We start from the raw sequence: 18,036 nt of genomic DNA on the forward strand, positions 1-18,036 counted from the left end.
GTTTCGTCCTATGCCACAGGATTGCAGAGAGAAAAACGCGAAAAGGATGATATAATCAAAAAGAAGTAAAAAGAAAACGGGAATGGAAATGGAGGTTGAGTAATGGAAAAAATCATAGTTGCTGCAGATTCATTTAAAGGCTGTTTATCCAGCAGTCAGATCGGGGAACTGATTCAAATGGTTACTCAGGAAATACTCCCTTCTGTCCAAGTCACGGTGTTGCCGATCAGTGACGGCGGCGAAGGGTTAGTAGAAGCGGTTGTCAAAAGCGGCGGCTTTGCACGGCAGGAAGGTCAATTCTACGACCCGATGAACAGACCGCTGACGGCCGCTTGGGCGCGCCGGGAGGATGAAGCGGTCATTGAATTGGCACAATGCAGCGGATTAGGTTTATGTGATCCGCATGATCCTTCTTTAATGTCAACCTATGGCACCGGACTGCAGCTGAAAGCGGCACTGAAGACTGGATGCAAAACTCTATATTTGGGTTTGGGCGGCAGCGGTACGCATGATGCCGGCTGCGGCATTGCGGCTGCCTTGGGCATTCGTTTTTTCCATCAGGGAAAAGCCTTTCTGCCCACCGGTGCCACGCTCAATCAGATTGACGCGATAGATGATTCTGAAAGTTTGTTCAATCAATACCCGGCACAGTTAGTTTGCCTGTGCGATGTCACGAATCCGCTTTTTGGATCCCTTGGAGCAGCACGGGTCTTTGCACGGCAGAAAGGGGCTGATCAACGCCTGATCGAACAGCTGGATCAGGCGACAGAAACACTGACACGCAAGGTGGAAAAATGGAAATCCTGTGTCCTGGCTGATCAGCCAGGCTTGGGAGCAGCCGGAGCCTGCGGCCTGATGCTGAGCGGATTGTTTCATTGTGAGATCCGCAGCGGACTGGAGCAGTGCTTGCAATGGATGCAGCTGGATGAACAGTTAAAGCAGGCTGACCTGATCCTCACCGGTGAAGGCCGTCTGGATTCGCAAAGTCTGCAGGGGAAAGTCCCGTTAGGCATCCTGCGGCATGGCCAGCAAGCTCACGTTCCGGTACTGGCTGTATGCGGACAGCTGGCATTCCCCAAAGCCGACTTGATTAAGGCTGGATTCTGCGATGTGCTGGTCTTGCAGCAACCGCAGATGAGTCTGCAGGAAAGCCTCGACCAGGCTTCTGACAGGCTTCAGAGCGAATGGAAATCCTGGCTGAATCAACATTATCAATCCCTGTAAGCTGGATAAATAATCCGGCTTTTTTGTAAGCGCTGTCAAAGAACGTTTTCTGCACGTCCGGATTATGATAAAATGAAAGAAACAGCCAGGAGAGGTTAACCATGAAAATCCGTCATTTACCTGCGAGTCAGTCCCCCAACATTCAGTCCTTTTTGGATTTCAGCCGCCGTATGCTTAACGCTGAGCGGCAAACCTGTGTCAAAGCCTGCAGCTGGGATGTTTCAGAAGTCGTTCCCAACAAACCTCTGCCGCAATGGGAAATTTTTGCAGCGGAAGAAAGTGAAGGTCAGCTGGTTGGACTTTTAGCCTTGGATCCGCAGCGGTGGCAGATTGATCTGCTGGTGGTTTCGCAGCAGCATCAAGGCGAGGGTTTATCCAGCGAACTGCTGCATCAGGCGCGCCGTTATGCTAAAAAACATCATCACTTTGAGCTGCAGGTCATCGTTTTATTGGCTTCCTTGCCGTTCTTTCTGAAAGAAGGCTTTACCTTGATGGCCAATGATCGTCACCCGGTTCAGCTGCAGGGACGGTTTTTCATGCGGCAGACACTGCGCTCGCGGCTGGTTCTGGCGGCCGAGCCGTTTGACAATGGCTGGGATGCACGGGCTTTCACGGAAATCCTGCAGGCCACTATTCCGGGTTCTCAATGTCAGTCGCTTTCCTGCAATTTAAGCGATCATCGGCATGGCTACGTTGACGCCTTAATCGGTCAGTCCGTCTGTCGGCGAGTTTTCTTTCCCTCCCCAGCTTCCCATCGGATCAGTTATGCAGTCCGGGGCAACAATGCCATTCTTGAGCTTTCTGCCATAGCTGATGAATCAGATTCAACATTATACGGCATGATGATTCTGCATGCTATGACGCAGGGCTGCCGGCGCTTTTATCTTGTTTTAAGTGATGAAGGTCCCCAAGACGGCGGCAGAGGAATGCTTGAGGCTTTAGGCATGAAATTGATCTGTAATCAACAAGGTGAAATCATCCAGGCTGAGGATGGCGAGATGAGAAAAACGCTGCGCGGCTTAACCTTTATTGCCCTTTGCGATCCTCTGGATCTTTATCGAAATACACTTCCCCGCTCACCGCTGCTTCACTGGCTTGGACAAATCGCGGCGCCGGAACCGGGGGCCTGTGCTGGTCATGGCCTCGGCTATACTGTTCAGGCCATCCTCAAAGGGAAATGTCAGGATGGCATTGCGGCGTTGATGTCTACGATTGGTTTTGGCGAACGGTTAAAGCATGCGGATGCGCTGCTTTGCTTCCGGCAAACTCCGCTGACACCGACTTCACCCAGCGCCTTACCCCACGCCGCGGCGATGGCCCATCATGAAGACATGCTGACAATGTTGATCACGCCGGCTAAGATTTCATCAGTTCAGGCTGAAATTCTCGGATTTGATATCGTCATACGACTGCCTGAGGGTCCGCTGGACGATCATGATGTCCTTGAAGCTCTAAAACAGGCTTATTCTTTTATCTTATAAATCAAAGAAAGCGGAACAGGATCGCCCTTCAGGCTTGATCCAGGGATTCCGCTTTTCTTTCGCTGCTTTTACAGTTCATCGCACTTTCAAAAAATAATGTATTTCTTGTCTTAATTTAAGGCTTCGCTTCCCGTGTTAGAGAGTGGCAAGCAATGGGGGTAAGCATCTTTATCAGAGAAACTTTCGACCTACTTTGTTTTTCGGTGAATCACCTTGATCTTCCAATTATAAAATCCAGCTGTGTCTACCAATCTCACCTTGCTTCCAGAGCAAAAAGGAAAAGCGCTGCCGCTTTCGTGGAGAAAGGACAGAGCTTTTCAGTTGGTAAAATAAATTTTTGTTTATTGATTGGCTGCGGCGTTAGCACCTGCAATCCGGCCAAAGACCATGATATCCGCAATCGCATCCGAGCCTAAACGGTTTGTGCCGTGGATACCGCCGGTGACTTCACCCGCTGCATACAGATTTTCAATGACTTGGCCATCCATATTGACAACCTGGGCTTCAGGGTTGATCTTAATTCCGCCCATCGTATGATGAATCGCCGGAATCGATTTCATAATGTAGTACGGCCCTTCACCGAAGGCAATCAGATCGCCGCGTTTGTTGAATTCTTCATCTTTGCCCTTTTCGCAATATTCGTTATATTTGGCAACCGTAGCTTTCAGGTTTTCAGCATCAATGCCGAAATGCGCCGCGGCTTCCTCAATCGTATCGGCTTTGACTAACATGCCGCGTTCAATCAGATCATCATATTCGCTTTTGTGCTGTTCACCCACACCGGAAGCTACCATCGAAGCTTCATCCCAGAACAGATAGGAGAATCCATCCGTTGTTTCCGTCACGGCTTTGGAGATGACGTCGCGGCGTTCCAGTTCCTCAACAAACCGCTTGCCTTCCAGATTCACCAGGATCGCCCGGCCGTCTAAACGAACATCGCCGACATACAATAACCGTCCGGTTTCCGCATCACAGGTCGGATAGGTCTGAATCCATTCCATACCCACCAGCTGGGCGCCGATCGCTTCGGCCATCGTGATGCCGTCGCCGGTAGAGCCAACACTGTTGGTAGACAGAATTTTTTCATCCATCATCGGGTTATACTTTTTCCGCATTTCCAGATTGGAACCAAAGCCGCCGGTCGCAATAATGACGCCGTTATGAGCGGTATAGGTCACAGTCTGTCCTGCCTGTTCTGCTTCGACACCGATGACTTTGCCGGCTTCATCGGTGATCAGCTTCGTTGCCGGAGTATCGGTTTGAATTTCAACACCCAGTTCTTCGCACTTTGCTTTTAATTTCTGAATCGGCTCCACGCCGCTGGCATTCAGCGGTACCAGACTGCGCTTGACAGAATGTCCGCCGAAGAATAACATATAATCCTCAAACTGGACATGAACGTCATCCCGCAGCCATTCGGCAGCGCTCAGGGCATTTTCCGCCAGGACATGCACTACGTCTGGATCCGCGATATTGTCGCCGCCTTTCATGATATCTTCATAGAACTGTTCAACCGAATCGGTAATGCCTTCCTTTTCCTGCAGCCAGTTGCCCGGCGCGGCCATTTCTGCACCGGAAATCAGCGTGTTGCCGCCGACCATCGGCATCTTTTCCAGCACGATGACGCTGGCGCCGTTTTCCTTGGCGGTAATCGCGGCGGCCATCCCGGCTCCGCCGGCCCCTAAGACGATGACGTCGGCTTCCGTATTCACCTCAGCTGTCTGCGGTTCATCGCTGGTCTGCGGCTGCGCTGGGGTTTGCGAGCAGGCTGCCAAACTGAATGTCATGACGGCGGCCAACACCAATAGCGTTACTTTCTTCATTTCTTTTTCCTCCCTTTACAAGATCACTAATTTGTGATTACATTAGCATTATACTTGATGTGAATTTGTTTGTATTTGCACATATTTTCTAAAATTTGCACTTTATCAACCTGAGGTGATCCCATGAAATTCCGCACCCGCATGATCGTGACCTTCAGCACGCTTATCACTATTGCCTTCGCCGTCTTGATGAGTCTTGTCTATCTGACGGTTTCCCATGCCAATCAGCAGCTAGTTTCCTCGACAAGCATCCAGCTGTTCGACGCCAAAGCCCGGGAAGCCGGAGACTGGCTGGCGCAGCGGGTCAGCGAACTGGAAATCATCGCGCTGAACCCGGCGGTTCAGTCAATGGATTTTGATATGATCCGGCCGTTTGTCGATACGCTCAATGCCGATGTCGGTCAGCGGTTCGGCAATCAATGGGGAACGTTTGCGATCGGCAAGACCGATGGGATCGGCTGGGTTGCCCAGGATAAGACGATCGACGTATCTGGCCGTGATTACTTTGAACGCGCGATGACCGGCGGTGAAGCCTTTATTCTGAGCGAACCGGTTACCTCCAAGACCGACAATGCCCCGATTGCTTTAATCTGTTATCCGCTGCGCAAAGATGGAGTTCCCTATGGCTTTATCAACGGCGCGATCGCCTTGAACCGGCTGACGGAGCTGGCCCAGGGAATTGATTTTTACGGCGGTGTTTCCTGGATCATGGACAGCCAGGGACGCAACTACACAGTGCTGCCGGAAACGTTAAGCACCAAGCAACTGATCCAGTTCAGCGAACCGTTACGAACTGATCCGCCGGCCTCCACCCGTTATGTCGCTGATGGCAGTTCCTATTTCTACTTCACTCCGATTCCCATGACGGAAGATTGGTTTCTGTGCACGCAGGTCCCGCGCGCTGTTTTGATGGAAAGCACCTATTCCCTGCTGAGCACCCTGGCTGTGGTCTGGATTTTCTTGCTGGGACTGACGATTTTCGCCGCGATCCTGCTTTCGCGGACGATCAGTCAGCCGCTCGCCCAGCTGTGCCAGACAATGGACAAAGCTGGCGGGGGTGATCTGACGATTCGAGCTCAAGCGCAGGGCAGCGATGAAATCGCGATGTTAGCTCATTCCTTTAATAAACTGACAGCTCAGCTTCAGCAGCTGATGAATCAGCTGCTCCGCAACGAAAAACAGAAGCGCCGTGCAGAACTGCGCATCCTGCAGGCGCAGATCAATCCGCATTTCCTCTATAATACGTTGGATATGCTGCACTGGATGGCCTATGATCATGAGGATCAGGACATGCTTCAGCTGATCAGCACGCTGTCCAGCTTCTATCGGATTTCATTAAGCCGCGGTGATGAGTTTATCCCGCTGCCGCGGGAGCTGGACCACGTGCGCTATTATCTGGAAATTCAGAAAATGCGGTTTGAAGATCAGTTTGATTTTACAATCCAGGCTGATGCCCAGACTGAACCGCTGCTGATGCTGAAACTCTTGCTTCAGCCATTGGCCGAAAACGCAGTAATCCATGGCATTAAGCCCTGTCCGCATCGCTGTCAGCTGACGATTGAAGCCTGCCGCAATGGGGATGATGTTAAGATTCGGGTATCGGATAACGGAGTCGGAATTCAGGAAGAAACATTACGGGAGCTGCGTCAGGCCATGGAAGAGGGTCAAAGCCGGGCCGGTTTCGGTCTGGTGAACGTTCATCAGCGGATTCGCTTAACCTATGGTGCAGACTACGGTCTGACCCTGGACAGCGGCATTGGACAGGGAACGATCATAACCCTCAGAATCCCGGCAATCAAGGAGAAGAAACATGTGGAAAGTATTGATTTGTGATGATGAAGCCCTGACCCGGCGGGGATTGACCAAGATGGTCAGCCGCTGCCGTACAGACATGGAGGTTGTCGCTGTCGCTGCCCAGGGCGAAGAAGCCTGTGAGAAGATCGAAACACTGCGTCCTTCCATTGTCCTGATGGATATCAATATGCCGTTGGTCAGCGGGCTGGAAATTATTGAACGGTATCATGAAGACCCGCGGCTGCGGTTTGTCATTATCTCCGGCTACAGTGATTTTGCTTATGCCCAGAAAGCCTGCCGCTATCATGTCGTCGATTATTTGTTAAAACCGGTCAGTGAAGAACAGCTGCTGGCTGTTTTGGATCGCTGTGCCGTCCTGCTTCAGCAGCAGATCACCACCTCCCGGATCGTCGTCCCGCAGCATCAGGATCGTTCCATGATCACGCAGGTGCTGCAGGAGATTGAGCAGCATGTGACGGACAGTGATTTTTCGTTAAACCAGCTGTCTGATCAATTTCATGTCTCTGCTTCCTATCTTTCCCGGATCATCAAAGAAGAAGTCCACTGCACCTTCAGCGAACTGATCAACGAAAAACGGCTGACCCAGGCCCGAACTTTGTTATTAAGTGAACCGCCGCTTCTGATGTGGGAAATTGCCGAGCAGTGTGGTTTCACTTCGCAGCATTACTTCTGCCGGGTTTTTAAGAACCGCTTCGGTCTCACTCCGCAGCAGTACCGTCAGATGATGAAAGAAGAAAATTCCGGAAACAAACCGAAGTCAGCTTAAGTCGTCATTGCGGTTATGGGTTAAAAAAGTCTGAACCGGCTCATTGCTGACAAGTCAGCGAATATTTTCGGCAGACTTAAAATTGATAATCAGAAAGTAAAAAGAGTGAATTCCAAGCCCTGGGACAAGGCTTCAGATTCACTCTGTTTTTATTGCTTCCTGTCTGTGATTTTTCCGCTAGTGTTCAGCTCCCTCATCGTAAAGATGCAGAGCTTCCGGATTCAAGGTGACATGGAAATCCGCGGCCAGGGCGATCAGATCCGCGGTCGTGATCGTCTGCCGCTTGTTTGGACTGACGGATAGCACCTTGATCAGAATCTCTGCGGATTTTTCGATCGTGTGCATCAAACCGAAGGTTTCATCAAAGTCGGTACCGGAACAGAATAATCCATGATGCGCCCAGACAACCGCGTTGACCTGTTCCATGAATACGCTGGTTTCCTCTGCGATCGGCTTGCCGCCGGGCACCATCCATTTCACAACACCAAGACCCTCAGGGAAGACGACTGGACATTCGGTTGCCATTTCCCACAATTCCCGCGTAAAAACCGCGCTGTCCAGCGGAAGCAAAAACGTCAGCGCAATGAGATTCGCCGGATGGGCGTGATAGATCACACGATGCCGGCCTTGGGTTATCCGTTTTTTCACTTCATGATTCATCAAATGGGTCGGCAGCTCGCTGGTCGGTCTGCCGCCTTCGGTAAGTCCCCAGACAATCCGATATTGCAGCCCATCCGGACTGATCTCAATGATCGCCAAATGGCTTTCCGGCTTCAATTCCACATTGCGCATATATTTGCCGCTGCCGGTCACCGCAAAGAATTCCCCGGCCAGCCCCTTTACCTCTGTGCCAATCGACTGCCACGGCTGATCGTAATGCAGCTGATCACCAAGCTCGGCTATGGCTTCCTGACTTATCCGATAGGACAGATTTCCGCCGTTGCGCTCATGCCAGCCCTGGCGAAAGCCGTCGCCGCATATTCTGATCATGTCCTGCATCCAGGTGGTCTCCAAACATTTCATGCGATTTCCTCTTTCTCTTCATTTCGTTTTAACAGAACTTCTTTCTCATAATCCTGCACAACCTTCAGCCAGGCGTTTTCCCCCGGGACGCCCTGACGAAGGCAAAAGACTTCCCAAACCTCACCGATCGGCGCCATTTTTAATTGTTCCTGCAGCGCCATCAGTTCGGTAAAGCGTTGTTGCTTCTGCAGCTTGGCCATTTTTTCCTGCGGTGTTAAAAGGGCGTTCAGCAAGGCTTTCTGAACACTGCGCACGCCGATCACCCAGGCGGCGATCCGGTTGATGCTGGCATCAAAATAATCTGTGGCAATTCGAATTCGTTCAGCCCCGCTGCAGATAATTTCCTGAGCAATCTGGCGTGTTTCATCATCATACAAAACGACATGATCACTATCCCAGCGCACCGGCCGGCTGATATGCAGTGCCAGCTCATCCGTAAACATCAACATCGCTGAGATCTTATCGCTGATTGTTTCTGTCGGATGATAATGACCGGAGTCGAGCAGACAAAGCAGCCCATTTTGAGCGGCATAATTCATGTAAAACTCATGCGAGCCTACGGTATAGCTTTCAATTCCGATGCCGAAAACCTTGGATTCCACCGCAACTTTGACCTTGGAGCGATCGTAATCCATCGCCAGAATTTGATCCAGCGACGTTTTCAGCCGCTGACGAGGTGAAGTCCGATCGGCCGGGATGTCCTTCAGTCCGTCGGGAATCCAAATATTGACTAAACTGCTCGTGCCCAGCTGATCTGCGAAGCTCTCAGCGATTCGAATGCAGGCTTGGCAATGGCGAATCCAGAACTGACGGATTGTTTCGTCGGCATTGGAAAGGGTTGCCGTCTGAGCCAGTGGATGCCCAAACAGCGTCGGATTGAAGTCCAGACCTAATCCACGCTCCTTCGCAAAATCAATCCAGGATTGGAAATGCTGAATTTCCAACTGATCGCGCTCAGCTTTCTGCCCGGGTTCAAAGACGGCATAGCTGGCGTGCAGATTCAGGCGGTGATGGCCGGGAATCAAACACAACATTGTTTCGATATCCTGCTTTAACTCAGTAAAGCTGCGCGCCCGTCCGGGATAATTACCGGTCGCCTGGATCCCGCCGGAGAGATCCCCGGCGCCGTCGAAGCCGATCACATCATCGCCTTGCCAACAATGAATGGAAATGGGAATCTGTGCCAGCGCTGCCAGCGCCGCTTCGACATCCACGCCCCATTGGGCGTATTGTTCGGCAGCCCAGCGAAGTTTTTCAGTTGTCATAATTTTGATCCTCCTCCTATTTCAAATAGAATACAGGGACTAAATCAATGCTGACCGGACTGTTGTCCGGATGGGTTTCCATCAGCTCAACCATCGAGGCCCACCACTTCTGACAAATTTCCGTTTCAGCGGATGCGGCCCAGCGGGCTTCGTCCTCAATCTCCAAGACGGCAAACAGGGTCAATGTTTCCGGGTCTAAAAAGATCGAATATTCATGTCCGCCATAGTCATGGATCATCTGTTCCATTTCAGGCCACAGCTGATCATGCCGCCGCTTGTATTCGACTTCCTTGCCCGGGTACAGCTTCATTTTAAACGCTTTGCGAATCATCCTTTCAAGCCTCCCTTTCTGCGCATTTCTCAGCGCTGTATCTGATTGATTTCAGTATATCAGAAATCCCGCGGAAAAGAGAAAAGCTTCATCACTTTTATCTAAAAGTCACGAAGCTCGATGTTGAAATTAAAATTTTAATCCCTCTGCGCCAGTTGAACGCTGACTTCAACGATCTGATGAATATATTGCCTGCGAACAGCGGCAAAATCGACGCTGCCCCAATCCCAGTCGCCTTCACTTTCCGATAAGGGATGGCCATCAGAAGCTAACAAAGCTGCGGTTGCCGGAACATGATAACAGGCACAAACCTGCAGCAGGGCAGAGGCTTCCATATCCACGCCGACACAGCCCAGCGAGCGCCAATACGCTTCTTTATTCAGGGTTTGACGGTACACCGCATCCGTGGTGACCGTATCGAAAGCTTTGACTTCCAAGGTTTTTCGCATCGCTTCCCGCAGTTTAGCGCAAAGCTCAGGATGGGCAAAAGCCCAAGTTGCATCGAGAGCGTAATGACGGGATGTCCCTTCCTCACTGTGAATCCGCGTCGGAATCACAACATCGCCAACCTGTACCCGCGGATCGAAAACGCCGCATAAGCCTGCGATAATCACCTTTTTTACCCCCAGCGCCAAGAGCGTTTCCAGCGTATCTACTGCCGCTGGCGCACCATAGCCGCCTTTGGTAAAGCAGACCTGCGGATGATCTTTCAGGCGCAGACAGGGCGGGTTATCCAGAAAACAAGGCAGCCGATCGGCAATCACTTCCGTTGTGAAGTCCTGGGTCAGCTGATCCAGCGCCCGCCCCATTTCAAACAGGACGCCCACCGGCGGCAAAGTGATCGGTACCGCCGAGCCATGACGGCTTGTCACATGCCGTTGTGCGGTGATGACAGGCCGACTGAAATCCGCCGGATCAAACCAGGTATTCATTCACTGTCCTCGTTGGACACCACGATGACCGGAATCATCATTTCCTCGGCACACAATCCCGCATGCTGTCCCTTAAAAGGCGGTTTCCCGTTTTCCCACAAGCCGATGCAGCTTTCCGCAATCGCTACCGCAAAGTAATCGCCGAGAAATTCCAAGGTTCGCGGATGCGGCTGCCCTGGACCAAACAGCCCTTCTTCCAGCCATTGCGCAGAAGGTTTCAGCACAAACCGATCTCCGTATTTCGCTTCGAATTGACGGACAAACGAGTCCTGTTGGCCAGGTTTAACAAAGAACACTGTTCCCCTCGGTTCAACGGTTGGCCCAAACCGCAGGCAGTCCAATAATTCCGGATCGTCTTTTAAATTTATGTTGTCCACGTCAATTTGACCATGATCGGCAAGAATAATCAAACCGGTCCGGGGATTTAGCTGGGCTGCCAGCTGACGGCAGCGCTGATCGATCTGCTTTAATTCTTCCCTGCATTGCGGATCCGAAGGTCCTTTCGCATGCATCAATGAATCAAAATGATCCCAATAAGCATAGATAAACTGGGCATCCTGCGCTTGACTGTGCATAGCGATCTGACAGCACAGCTCATCAAAGCTGTGCGCTCCGCCCTCACGAAATGCCGGATACAGTTCCAGCGCGGTTTTTCCAAGCTGATGCAGCTCTTCCTTCTGATTCAGAAATGGGATATGCGTATAGGAATAATCAGGATAGGAATGCGTTCCATAATAGCTGCGGTTCATGAACAGGATCAGCGAATCGTCCAGTTCTTTAAAATACTGATGCCAGCCAATCCAGCCATTTTCCGCGGGTGATTTTCCGCTTAATACGCTGGTGGTCGCCGCCGAGGTGGTCGACGGATATACCGTTGTGACTTCTTTCAGCTGATGCCGGCGCAGAAAGCTTTCCTCATCCAGCATCGTTTCCATCAGGCGCGAGCCCATGCCGTCGATCAATAAAACAACGATCTGATCCCATGCATGATCGTTCAGCCAGGCACTCAGCTGCGGATCGGCAGGATGATGCACCTGCAGCCCCAGACGCTGACGCCAGGCGTTGATAACCCCCAGAATTCCTGTTTGATAATCAGGTTGGATCAAATTCATAGCGATACGCCTCCGTTTCTAGGTTTAAGCTAAACCTTCTTTCCACAATCCGGCAAAGCGGGTGGAAAGCTGTGATCTTTAGTTTTCATTTTACTCAATTTTCTGTTAAAGAACAAAGGTTTTAACACAAAAATACAGGTTAAGATCAAATTTTACTTTGCGATTGAAACGGGCCGAGGTAAAATATACCGGTGAGGGATTTTAATTATGGAATTATTCAATGAAATTTTCAGTCAGTTCAACGAGGTACTGTGGGGACCGCCGCTGATCATTCTGCTTTTAGGGACGCATTGCTGGATGACCCTACGGACCCGTGGTGTGCAGCGCTGGATTTTTAAAGGAATCAAGCTGTCGGTCACCCCGGATAAAACCGAAGGCGACATCAGTCCGTTTGCGGCGCTGACCACAGCACTGGCTTCCACCATCGGAACCGGCAACATCATCGGTGTTGCGACCGCAATCGTTTCCGGCGGACCGGGAGCTGTGTTATGGACTTGGCTGACAGGCTTATTCGGAATCGCGACTAAATATGCGGAAAGCTTGATCGCAGTCAAATATCGGCGCAAAACCGAAGATGGAACTTATCTGGGCGGGGCAATGGTCGTGCTGGAAAAGATCGGTCATCCTAAGCTGGGTGTGGTGTTTGCCCTGCTGACAGGACTGGCGGCGTTCGGAATTGGCTGCAGCGTGCAGTCCAATGCGATTGCGGACGCGCTGGTGACCAACTTTGGTTTTTCCGCGCCGGTTGTTGGGGTGGTGCTGGCCGTCGTTACGTTTCTGGTCATCTTCGGCGGCGTGAAGTCCATTGCCAATGTCTGTGAAAAACTCGTGCCGTTCATGTCTTTATTTTATACCTTGGGCTGCTTTTATATCTTATTCTACAATCGGGCCTATTTGATTCCCGCGATTGAGCTGATCGTTCAGGCAGCCTTTACACCGCGGGCTATGGCTGGGGGATTTATCGGCAGTACGATCATGACAGCCTGCCGTTATGGCTGCGCACGCGGCTTGTTTTCCAATGAATCCGGGATGGGCTCCGCTCCGATTGTCGCCGCTGCCGCACAATCCCGCAACCCAGTGCGTCAGGCCCTGATCGCTTCCACCGGGACGTTCTGGGATACGGTCGTCGTTTGTCTGATCACAGGACTGGTGCTGGTTTCCAGCATTCTAGCCAATCCCGCCATTTCCACGGTCGGTCTGGAGGGCGGCACGCTGACAACCTTGTGTTTCGCACAGATTCCTGTCATCGGTACGCCGTTATTGATCTTTGGCATTCTGACGTTTGCCTATTCGACCATTTTAGGCTGGAGTTATTACGGCGAACGGTGCATGGAGTATCTGTTTGGCAAAAAGGTGCTTAAACCTTACCGCTTTCTGTGGATTATCGTGCTGTATTTGGGCTGTACGATGCAGCTGGATCTGGTGTGGACGATTGCCGACACATTGAATGGACTCATGGCGATCCCCAATTTAATTGCCGTGCTGCTTCTGACCCGCGTCATTGCTAAAGATACACGCTATTATCTGGATGAAGGACATCTGGATGAAGTCGATCCGGAAATGGAATAAAAAAATCGGAAATGCGATTTCCTGAATGGATACCGCACTCCGATTTTTTTATCTGAAGTGTTAAATTTGAGCCCTTCCTCCATTTTAACTAAGAAGCAAAAAAACGCTCGCTTCTTTGCCTTTATGTCTTAATTCTTATTCAATTCCCGGAGAAACCAGGCATTCAGTTCTTTCCAATCGGCCACCGGAGATTCATCCATCCTCTGTAATTCCTTTTTTATTTCAGCAACGGAGATATCCAGATAAGCATTGAGTTTGTCAATTCGCGGAATAATCTTAACTTCTGGTGAATGCTGTTTTAATTCTAAAAGGGAATAAACCTCAGTCTCAAGTGGGGTGGGAAGCTCGGCTGCCAATAGTTCTGTAAATAAGACGGGTGGTGGGGTTTTTCGGTTAAGAAGCCAGCGGCAAGCAAGAATCGGTCTTAAGACATAAAAATACTTCTTCATTCTGACATCGTCTTTCCTTAGATATTCACGATAATTTTTTTCTGCCATGCTGAGATAATGATACAGACTTCGTTTTACTGAGAAGTAAGCGTTCATTTCATTTTGGCAGGTTTCTAAAAATTCAGTTTCCAGATAAATAATCGGTGAATAAACCCATTCCCATAACGTAGGATTTGACTTATGCAAAAGCCTTAACGTTTTCTGAAGATCCCATCCATTGATATCCAATTCTTCCTCGATCGGCAACTCGATGACATCCCGCTTTTTCTCAAGTCTTAAATATTCTTCTTGCGGGCGAACATAGATGAATCGAACGTCATAATCACTGTCTGGTGAGGCAAAGCCCCAAGCCCGGCTTCCAGATTCTACAGCAAGTAAAATCTTGATATTCTCTTTTGCTTCTAAGTTATGCAGCTTAGTTATGATTTGCTTCTCCATCTTATCCCTCTTTCTGCTTTTTCCAGGTTGGCTGTTCATCGGATGCTTTAAAGTTATAAACCGGCTTCATGATATCAATAACTTCCACGGATTCTCGAACCACATCCAAAATATCCTCCAATGATTTGTAAGCCATCGGCGCTTCATCAATCGTTTTTTTATTGACCGACGTTGTATAAATTCCTTGCATGGATGCTTCATAATCTTTTAGATCCAGTGATGCTCTCGCTTGAGCACGGGACATGATGCGTCCCGCTCCATGGGGTGCGGAATAATTCCATTCTGCATTGCCTTTTCCTAGAGCAAGAATGGATCCATTGCGCATATTGATGGGAATCAGCACTTTCTCTGCACGGTGAGCAGCGATTGCCCCTTTGCGCAAAATCATTTCCTGTGTATCAATATAATTATGAATCGTATGGAAGGCTTCCAAATTGGTCATTCCAGTCTGATCGAGAAAAATTTCTGCCATTCGTTCACGGTTACGGCGGGCAAAGATCTGACAGATTTCAACATCATGCAGATAATCGTCCAGAAACGAACCATACAGCCAACAGAGATCTCCCGGAACAAGCAAGAACTGAGTTTCATACGAATCTTTCAACGCTTTTAAGGCTGACTGGATTTCCGATCTTTTCCCCAATTCCTTATAGGTTCTAATGATCTCTTCCCGTTGCTTGTAGTAACCCTCTTTTCCCATATGCAGATCCACGGCCAACTGCTGATAGAACTCCGCAACTTGTTTCCCAAGATTTCGGCTTCCAGAATGAATGATGAGAAAATAGCTCCCCTCTGTTGCACGATCAATTTCAATGAAATGATTTCCTCCACCGAGTGTTCCCAGCGAACGCTCTAAACGACGGGTATCTCTTAGTGAACGATAACACCGAAGCTGCGTCAAATCAAAATGTTCCTTCCGACCTTCCCAGACATTCATACCGGAAGGAATGTGATGGCAGACTTCATCGATTTTCTCAAAATCCAGTTCTTTTTCCTTCAGCTTTACGGTATACATCCCACAGCCGATATCCACGCCGACGATATTCGGACATACCTTATCTAAAACCGTCATGGTCGTTCCAATCGTGCAGCCTTTACCTTCATGGACATCCGGCATAATTCTTATTTGACTATCCTGGGTTAAAGCATAGTCACACATTCTGCGAATCTGATCAATGGCCCCCGACTCGACGACCTTGGCATAACAAATCGCTGTATTCACTTTTCCTTTAATTTCAAACATTTTCTTTCCTCCTTTTCAAGCTGCTGATCACGGTGATCTTCGCCTGTTATTTTTAAGCTACAATTCGAGAATAACGCTCATTCTCCAGAACCTCCATCATCCATTGATAAGGGGACAAAGTACCTCCAGCTACCATGGAAAAGATTTTAGGGACTGCGCCGGAAACCAAGATTGCCCCCTGTTCATTCATCTTTAGCGGCTGATGACAACTCTATTGTAACGATGCAATGTCTTTTGATCATGGAAAAAAAGCTGCGAACTTTCAAATTCCGCAGCTTCTCTGATCGATTAATCTTTGTTTTATCAAATTCACAAAATGAACGGGTGCTTTCACTTTGAGCAAAGGTCCAAAGGAAAGAATCCGAATCACAATCTCCGTTTCATCTTCCTTATCGTAGAATAAAGTAACCTCATAGTGATTCACATCTATTTTTTGAACCCGTTTCTTGAAATGAGCGAAATGCATTAACACTCTTTCCAAAGCATTTCTTTGATCGACAAGTTCAAAGATTACACTCCTCAGCTTTAACGGATTTCTTTTTCTTAAATCCGTCGGGGGATTCTCCTTGATCGGTTGACAGCTGATAATCCCCGCTAAGTTAATTGTATTCCCCAAGTAGCTTCCTGCGCCAATCAGCCTAAACTTATCATCTTTTTGTGAATATTCTAAATAATCTGGCTGAATTAAAACGGTCAGTTTTTGTCCATGTTTGTTTTCCTGCACAATACTTAATGGCGTATGTGTACGAATCGCCTGTAAGAGAATTCGAAAATTATTGATATACGTTTCACTTTGATAATCATCACCATCAGAATATTGATCAAAGATCAAAATATCATCAGGAATAAACAAGGGCTCAACATCAGGAAAATCAAAAGTATCCTCCGTAAACAGACGCATACGCACATCCATGCCAATCGCCTTTAACCATTGTTTCTGTAACGTTGTAAGCGGCATGGACGGGATTTTCTTGAGGCAGGTTGTCCCCTCTGTCTGAATCAGCTGCCACCGCTGATCTTTCAATGCCGGACGAATATATAGCTCACTCTCTTCAAACGCATGTTGATGGATAATTTCGCTCAACTCTGAATCGGAAAGCGGATGATCCATGGCTTGCTTCAGCAGAGCTGCAACCGTATTGTAATAGGCGCTGTATAGTTCATTGAAAAGCATGGTTCTCCTCCTTTTCTAAGCCATAAAGCTTATACATCTCTTCCAGATCCTCTTTAAACTGCTTTTCTAATGTTTTATTAGAAAAGCTGAATTCCGTTATACGGCAAAGAAAGGTTCGGATCCAAGGGATCAATTCACTGGCATCATAAACATCCGCGCTGAATCGGCTGGAATGCGAGTCCAGCTGTTCGACAGTGCCGCAGCGCTTCTCTCTTTCAAGCCGTCTTGGTATATGCTGCTCCTGCTCTGTATAGCGTATAGTAAATTCAACATGTTCCATTCGCATGTTCGATCCGCCTTGCGTACTGACTCCCCAAATATGGGGAAGCATGCCTTCCAGCTTTGCTCGCAGTTCATCGAAGCGATCGCTGACCTCATTGATCTGCACTGCAACAATATTGTCGATTCGGTAGGCTGAAATGCGTCGAAATCGAAAGGAATAGGCCATAAGATACTGACGTCCATTTTGTACGCTGATCATCACTTTTAACGGGATCACCGTGTTCTCATTGATTTGCGCTTTATGCCGATTCATCATTTTCAACATCATTTCGTTTTTCCCATGAATGGCGCTAAATATATCACAGAGGATTTCACTGTCCATTGTGTCGGTTATATAGTGATGCTTAAAAGCCAAGTGATCTTCATGATTTTCCAATTTGTCTAAAAGAAAAGAACCCATTACTCCACAAGGCGCAACTTCTGAAAAGAAATGAACTGCATCGACATCCAACAAGGGAGCTGGATCCGCTGCATGATAAACTTTCTTCTTGCTGCACATTTCGCCAACCACAATTCCTTCACGAATGTATTCATTGAGCTTTTTGCGCACTGTGGATTCATCGAAAAATCTAGGCTCTTCGAAGTCCAATAGATATTCATCGATCTGTTCCCTGATCGAATTAAACGATAACGGATGATCCGCGGAATTGAGAATATCCATCAAGATAAAATGAAGTGTAATATCACCCTCAGTGAAGCTCTTGGTTTTCCATGCTTTGTAAAGTGGATTATGTTTTGTAATCCGTGTATCAATCGAGAGAAAAACATTTTTCCCCTCTGCGGTCTGTCTAAATTGCATATAATCCTTAAGCCAGCTTTCTAATCGACGTTTTTCGTCATCATAAGAGCGTCCACTTTTCTTGGTAAATTCATTTCTGCTTTTAAATCCGTAAACGTAAAACTCTCGCATATAATCCCTTATTCTGCTGAAATTTTTCACCAATTCACTATAAGCCATAGACTGGTCACCTCTTTTTTCTGCCTTTATCCATCAATAATGAATTTCTACAGTAAACGATAAGACGGTTGGCATTCGTTATGCCCTATCCTTCAACTATTATCACACAAAGAAAACAGAACAGGAATACATTGTGCTTACAAATCAAAAA

14 protein-coding genes and 2 pseudogenes are annotated in these 18,036 nt (G+C 48.6%); 6 read left to right on the forward strand and 10 right to left on the reverse strand.

Features of this window, described 5'->3' with window-relative positions; all coding sequences use genetic code 11:
- The first annotated feature begins 102 nt into the window (after positions 1 to 102).
- Positions 103 to 1,224, forward strand: a complete 1,122-nt coding sequence (locus BN162_RS08545; RefSeq protein WP_020224674.1) for a glycerate kinase — start codon at positions 103 to 105, stop codon at positions 1,222 to 1,224.
- A 101-nt stretch (positions 1,225 to 1,325) separates the two neighbouring features.
- Entirely contained in the window at positions 1,326 to 2,705 is a 1,380-nt protein-coding gene (locus tag BN162_RS08550) for a GNAT family N-acetyltransferase (RefSeq protein ID WP_020224675.1), read from the forward strand.
- A gap of 341 nt (positions 2,706 to 3,046) precedes the next feature.
- Here the strand turns inward: BN162_RS08550 and BN162_RS08555 are convergent, their stop codons facing one another.
- Positions 3,047 to 4,528, reverse strand: a complete 1,482-nt coding sequence (locus BN162_RS08555) for a flavocytochrome c (RefSeq protein ID WP_020224676.1) — start codon at positions 4,526 to 4,528, stop codon at positions 3,047 to 3,049.
- Between the two features lie 189 nt (positions 4,529 to 4,717).
- Here BN162_RS08555 and BN162_RS17880 point away from each other — a divergent pair.
- The 3 genes and pseudogenes from BN162_RS17880 to BN162_RS08565 all read left to right on the forward strand — a co-directional run.
- Positions 4,718 to 5,947: pseudogene (locus BN162_RS17880) on the forward strand (cache domain-containing sensor histidine kinase); the annotation flags it as partial.
- 117 nt (positions 5,948 to 6,064) lie between these two features.
- A pseudogene (locus tag BN162_RS19255) lies at positions 6,065 to 6,361 on the forward strand (sensor histidine kinase); the annotation flags it as partial.
- Positions 6,339 to 7,109, forward strand: coding sequence for a response regulator transcription factor (locus BN162_RS08565; RefSeq protein ID WP_020224678.1), 771 nt, complete (start codon positions 6,339 to 6,341; stop codon positions 7,107 to 7,109). The pseudogene BN162_RS19255 and the gene BN162_RS08565, both read left to right, overlap by 23 nt.
- A gap of 177 nt (positions 7,110 to 7,286) precedes the next feature.
- Here BN162_RS08565 and rhaD read toward each other — a convergent pair whose 3' ends face one another.
- From rhaD to BN162_RS08590, 5 genes are all read right to left on the reverse strand, one after another.
- Positions 7,287 to 8,132, reverse strand: a complete 846-nt coding sequence (rhaD, locus tag BN162_RS08570; protein ID WP_020224679.1) for a rhamnulose-1-phosphate aldolase — start codon at positions 8,130 to 8,132, stop codon at positions 7,287 to 7,289.
- Positions 8,129 to 9,397, reverse strand: coding sequence for an L-rhamnose isomerase (locus BN162_RS08575; RefSeq protein WP_020224680.1), 1,269 nt, complete (start codon positions 9,395 to 9,397; stop codon positions 8,129 to 8,131). Before BN162_RS08575 ends, rhaD begins: the two co-directional genes overlap by 4 nt.
- A gap of 16 nt (positions 9,398 to 9,413) precedes the next feature.
- Entirely contained in the window at positions 9,414 to 9,728 is a 315-nt protein-coding gene (gene rhaM / locus BN162_RS08580; RefSeq protein ID WP_020224681.1) for an L-rhamnose mutarotase, read from the reverse strand.
- A gap of 137 nt (positions 9,729 to 9,865) precedes the next feature.
- Positions 9,866 to 10,660 carry a nucleoside phosphorylase gene (locus tag BN162_RS08585; RefSeq protein WP_020224682.1) on the reverse strand — a complete coding sequence of 265 codons (795 nt, stop codon included), beginning with the start codon at positions 10,658 to 10,660 and terminating at the stop codon, positions 9,866 to 9,868.
- Positions 10,657 to 11,772, reverse strand: coding sequence for an alkaline phosphatase family protein (locus tag BN162_RS08590; protein WP_020224683.1), 1,116 nt, complete (start codon positions 11,770 to 11,772; stop codon positions 10,657 to 10,659). The genes BN162_RS08585 and BN162_RS08590 overlap by 4 nt, the downstream gene beginning before the upstream one ends.
- A 207-nt stretch (positions 11,773 to 11,979) precedes the next feature.
- On the opposite strand from BN162_RS08590, the gene BN162_RS08595 reads away from it, so the two are divergent.
- Positions 11,980 to 13,341 (forward strand): alanine/glycine:cation symporter family protein, encoded by a 1,362-nt coding sequence (locus tag BN162_RS08595; RefSeq protein ID WP_020224684.1) that lies wholly within the window; start codon positions 11,980 to 11,982, stop codon positions 13,339 to 13,341.
- Positions 13,342 to 13,469: 128 nt separating this feature from the next.
- Here the strand turns inward: BN162_RS08595 and BN162_RS08600 are convergent, their stop codons facing one another.
- The 4 genes from BN162_RS08600 to BN162_RS08615 form a co-directional block, all read right to left on the reverse strand.
- The gene (locus BN162_RS08600; RefSeq protein WP_020224685.1) at positions 13,470 to 14,228 is read right to left on the reverse strand and encodes a nucleotidyltransferase domain-containing protein; all 759 of its coding nucleotides are present in this window, start codon (positions 14,226 to 14,228) and stop codon (positions 13,470 to 13,472) included.
- 1 nt (position 14,229) lies between these two features.
- Positions 14,230 to 15,471, reverse strand: coding sequence for an RtcB family protein (locus BN162_RS08605; protein ID WP_020224686.1), 1,242 nt, complete (start codon positions 15,469 to 15,471; stop codon positions 14,230 to 14,232).
- Positions 15,472 to 15,733: 262 nt separating this feature from the next.
- Positions 15,734 to 16,645, reverse strand: coding sequence for a hypothetical protein (locus BN162_RS08610; RefSeq protein ID WP_020224687.1), 912 nt, complete (start codon positions 16,643 to 16,645; stop codon positions 15,734 to 15,736).
- Positions 16,632 to 17,885 (reverse strand): WYL domain-containing protein, encoded by a 1,254-nt coding sequence (locus BN162_RS08615; RefSeq protein ID WP_020224688.1) that lies wholly within the window; start codon positions 17,883 to 17,885, stop codon positions 16,632 to 16,634. Before BN162_RS08615 ends, BN162_RS08610 begins: the two co-directional genes overlap by 14 nt.
- Between the last annotated feature and the right edge of the window lie 151 nt (positions 17,886 to 18,036).

The organism is Holdemania massiliensis AP2 (assembly GCF_000327285.1).
Classification (GTDB): domain Bacteria; phylum Bacillota_I; class Bacilli_A; order Erysipelotrichales; family Erysipelotrichaceae; genus Holdemania; species Holdemania massiliensis.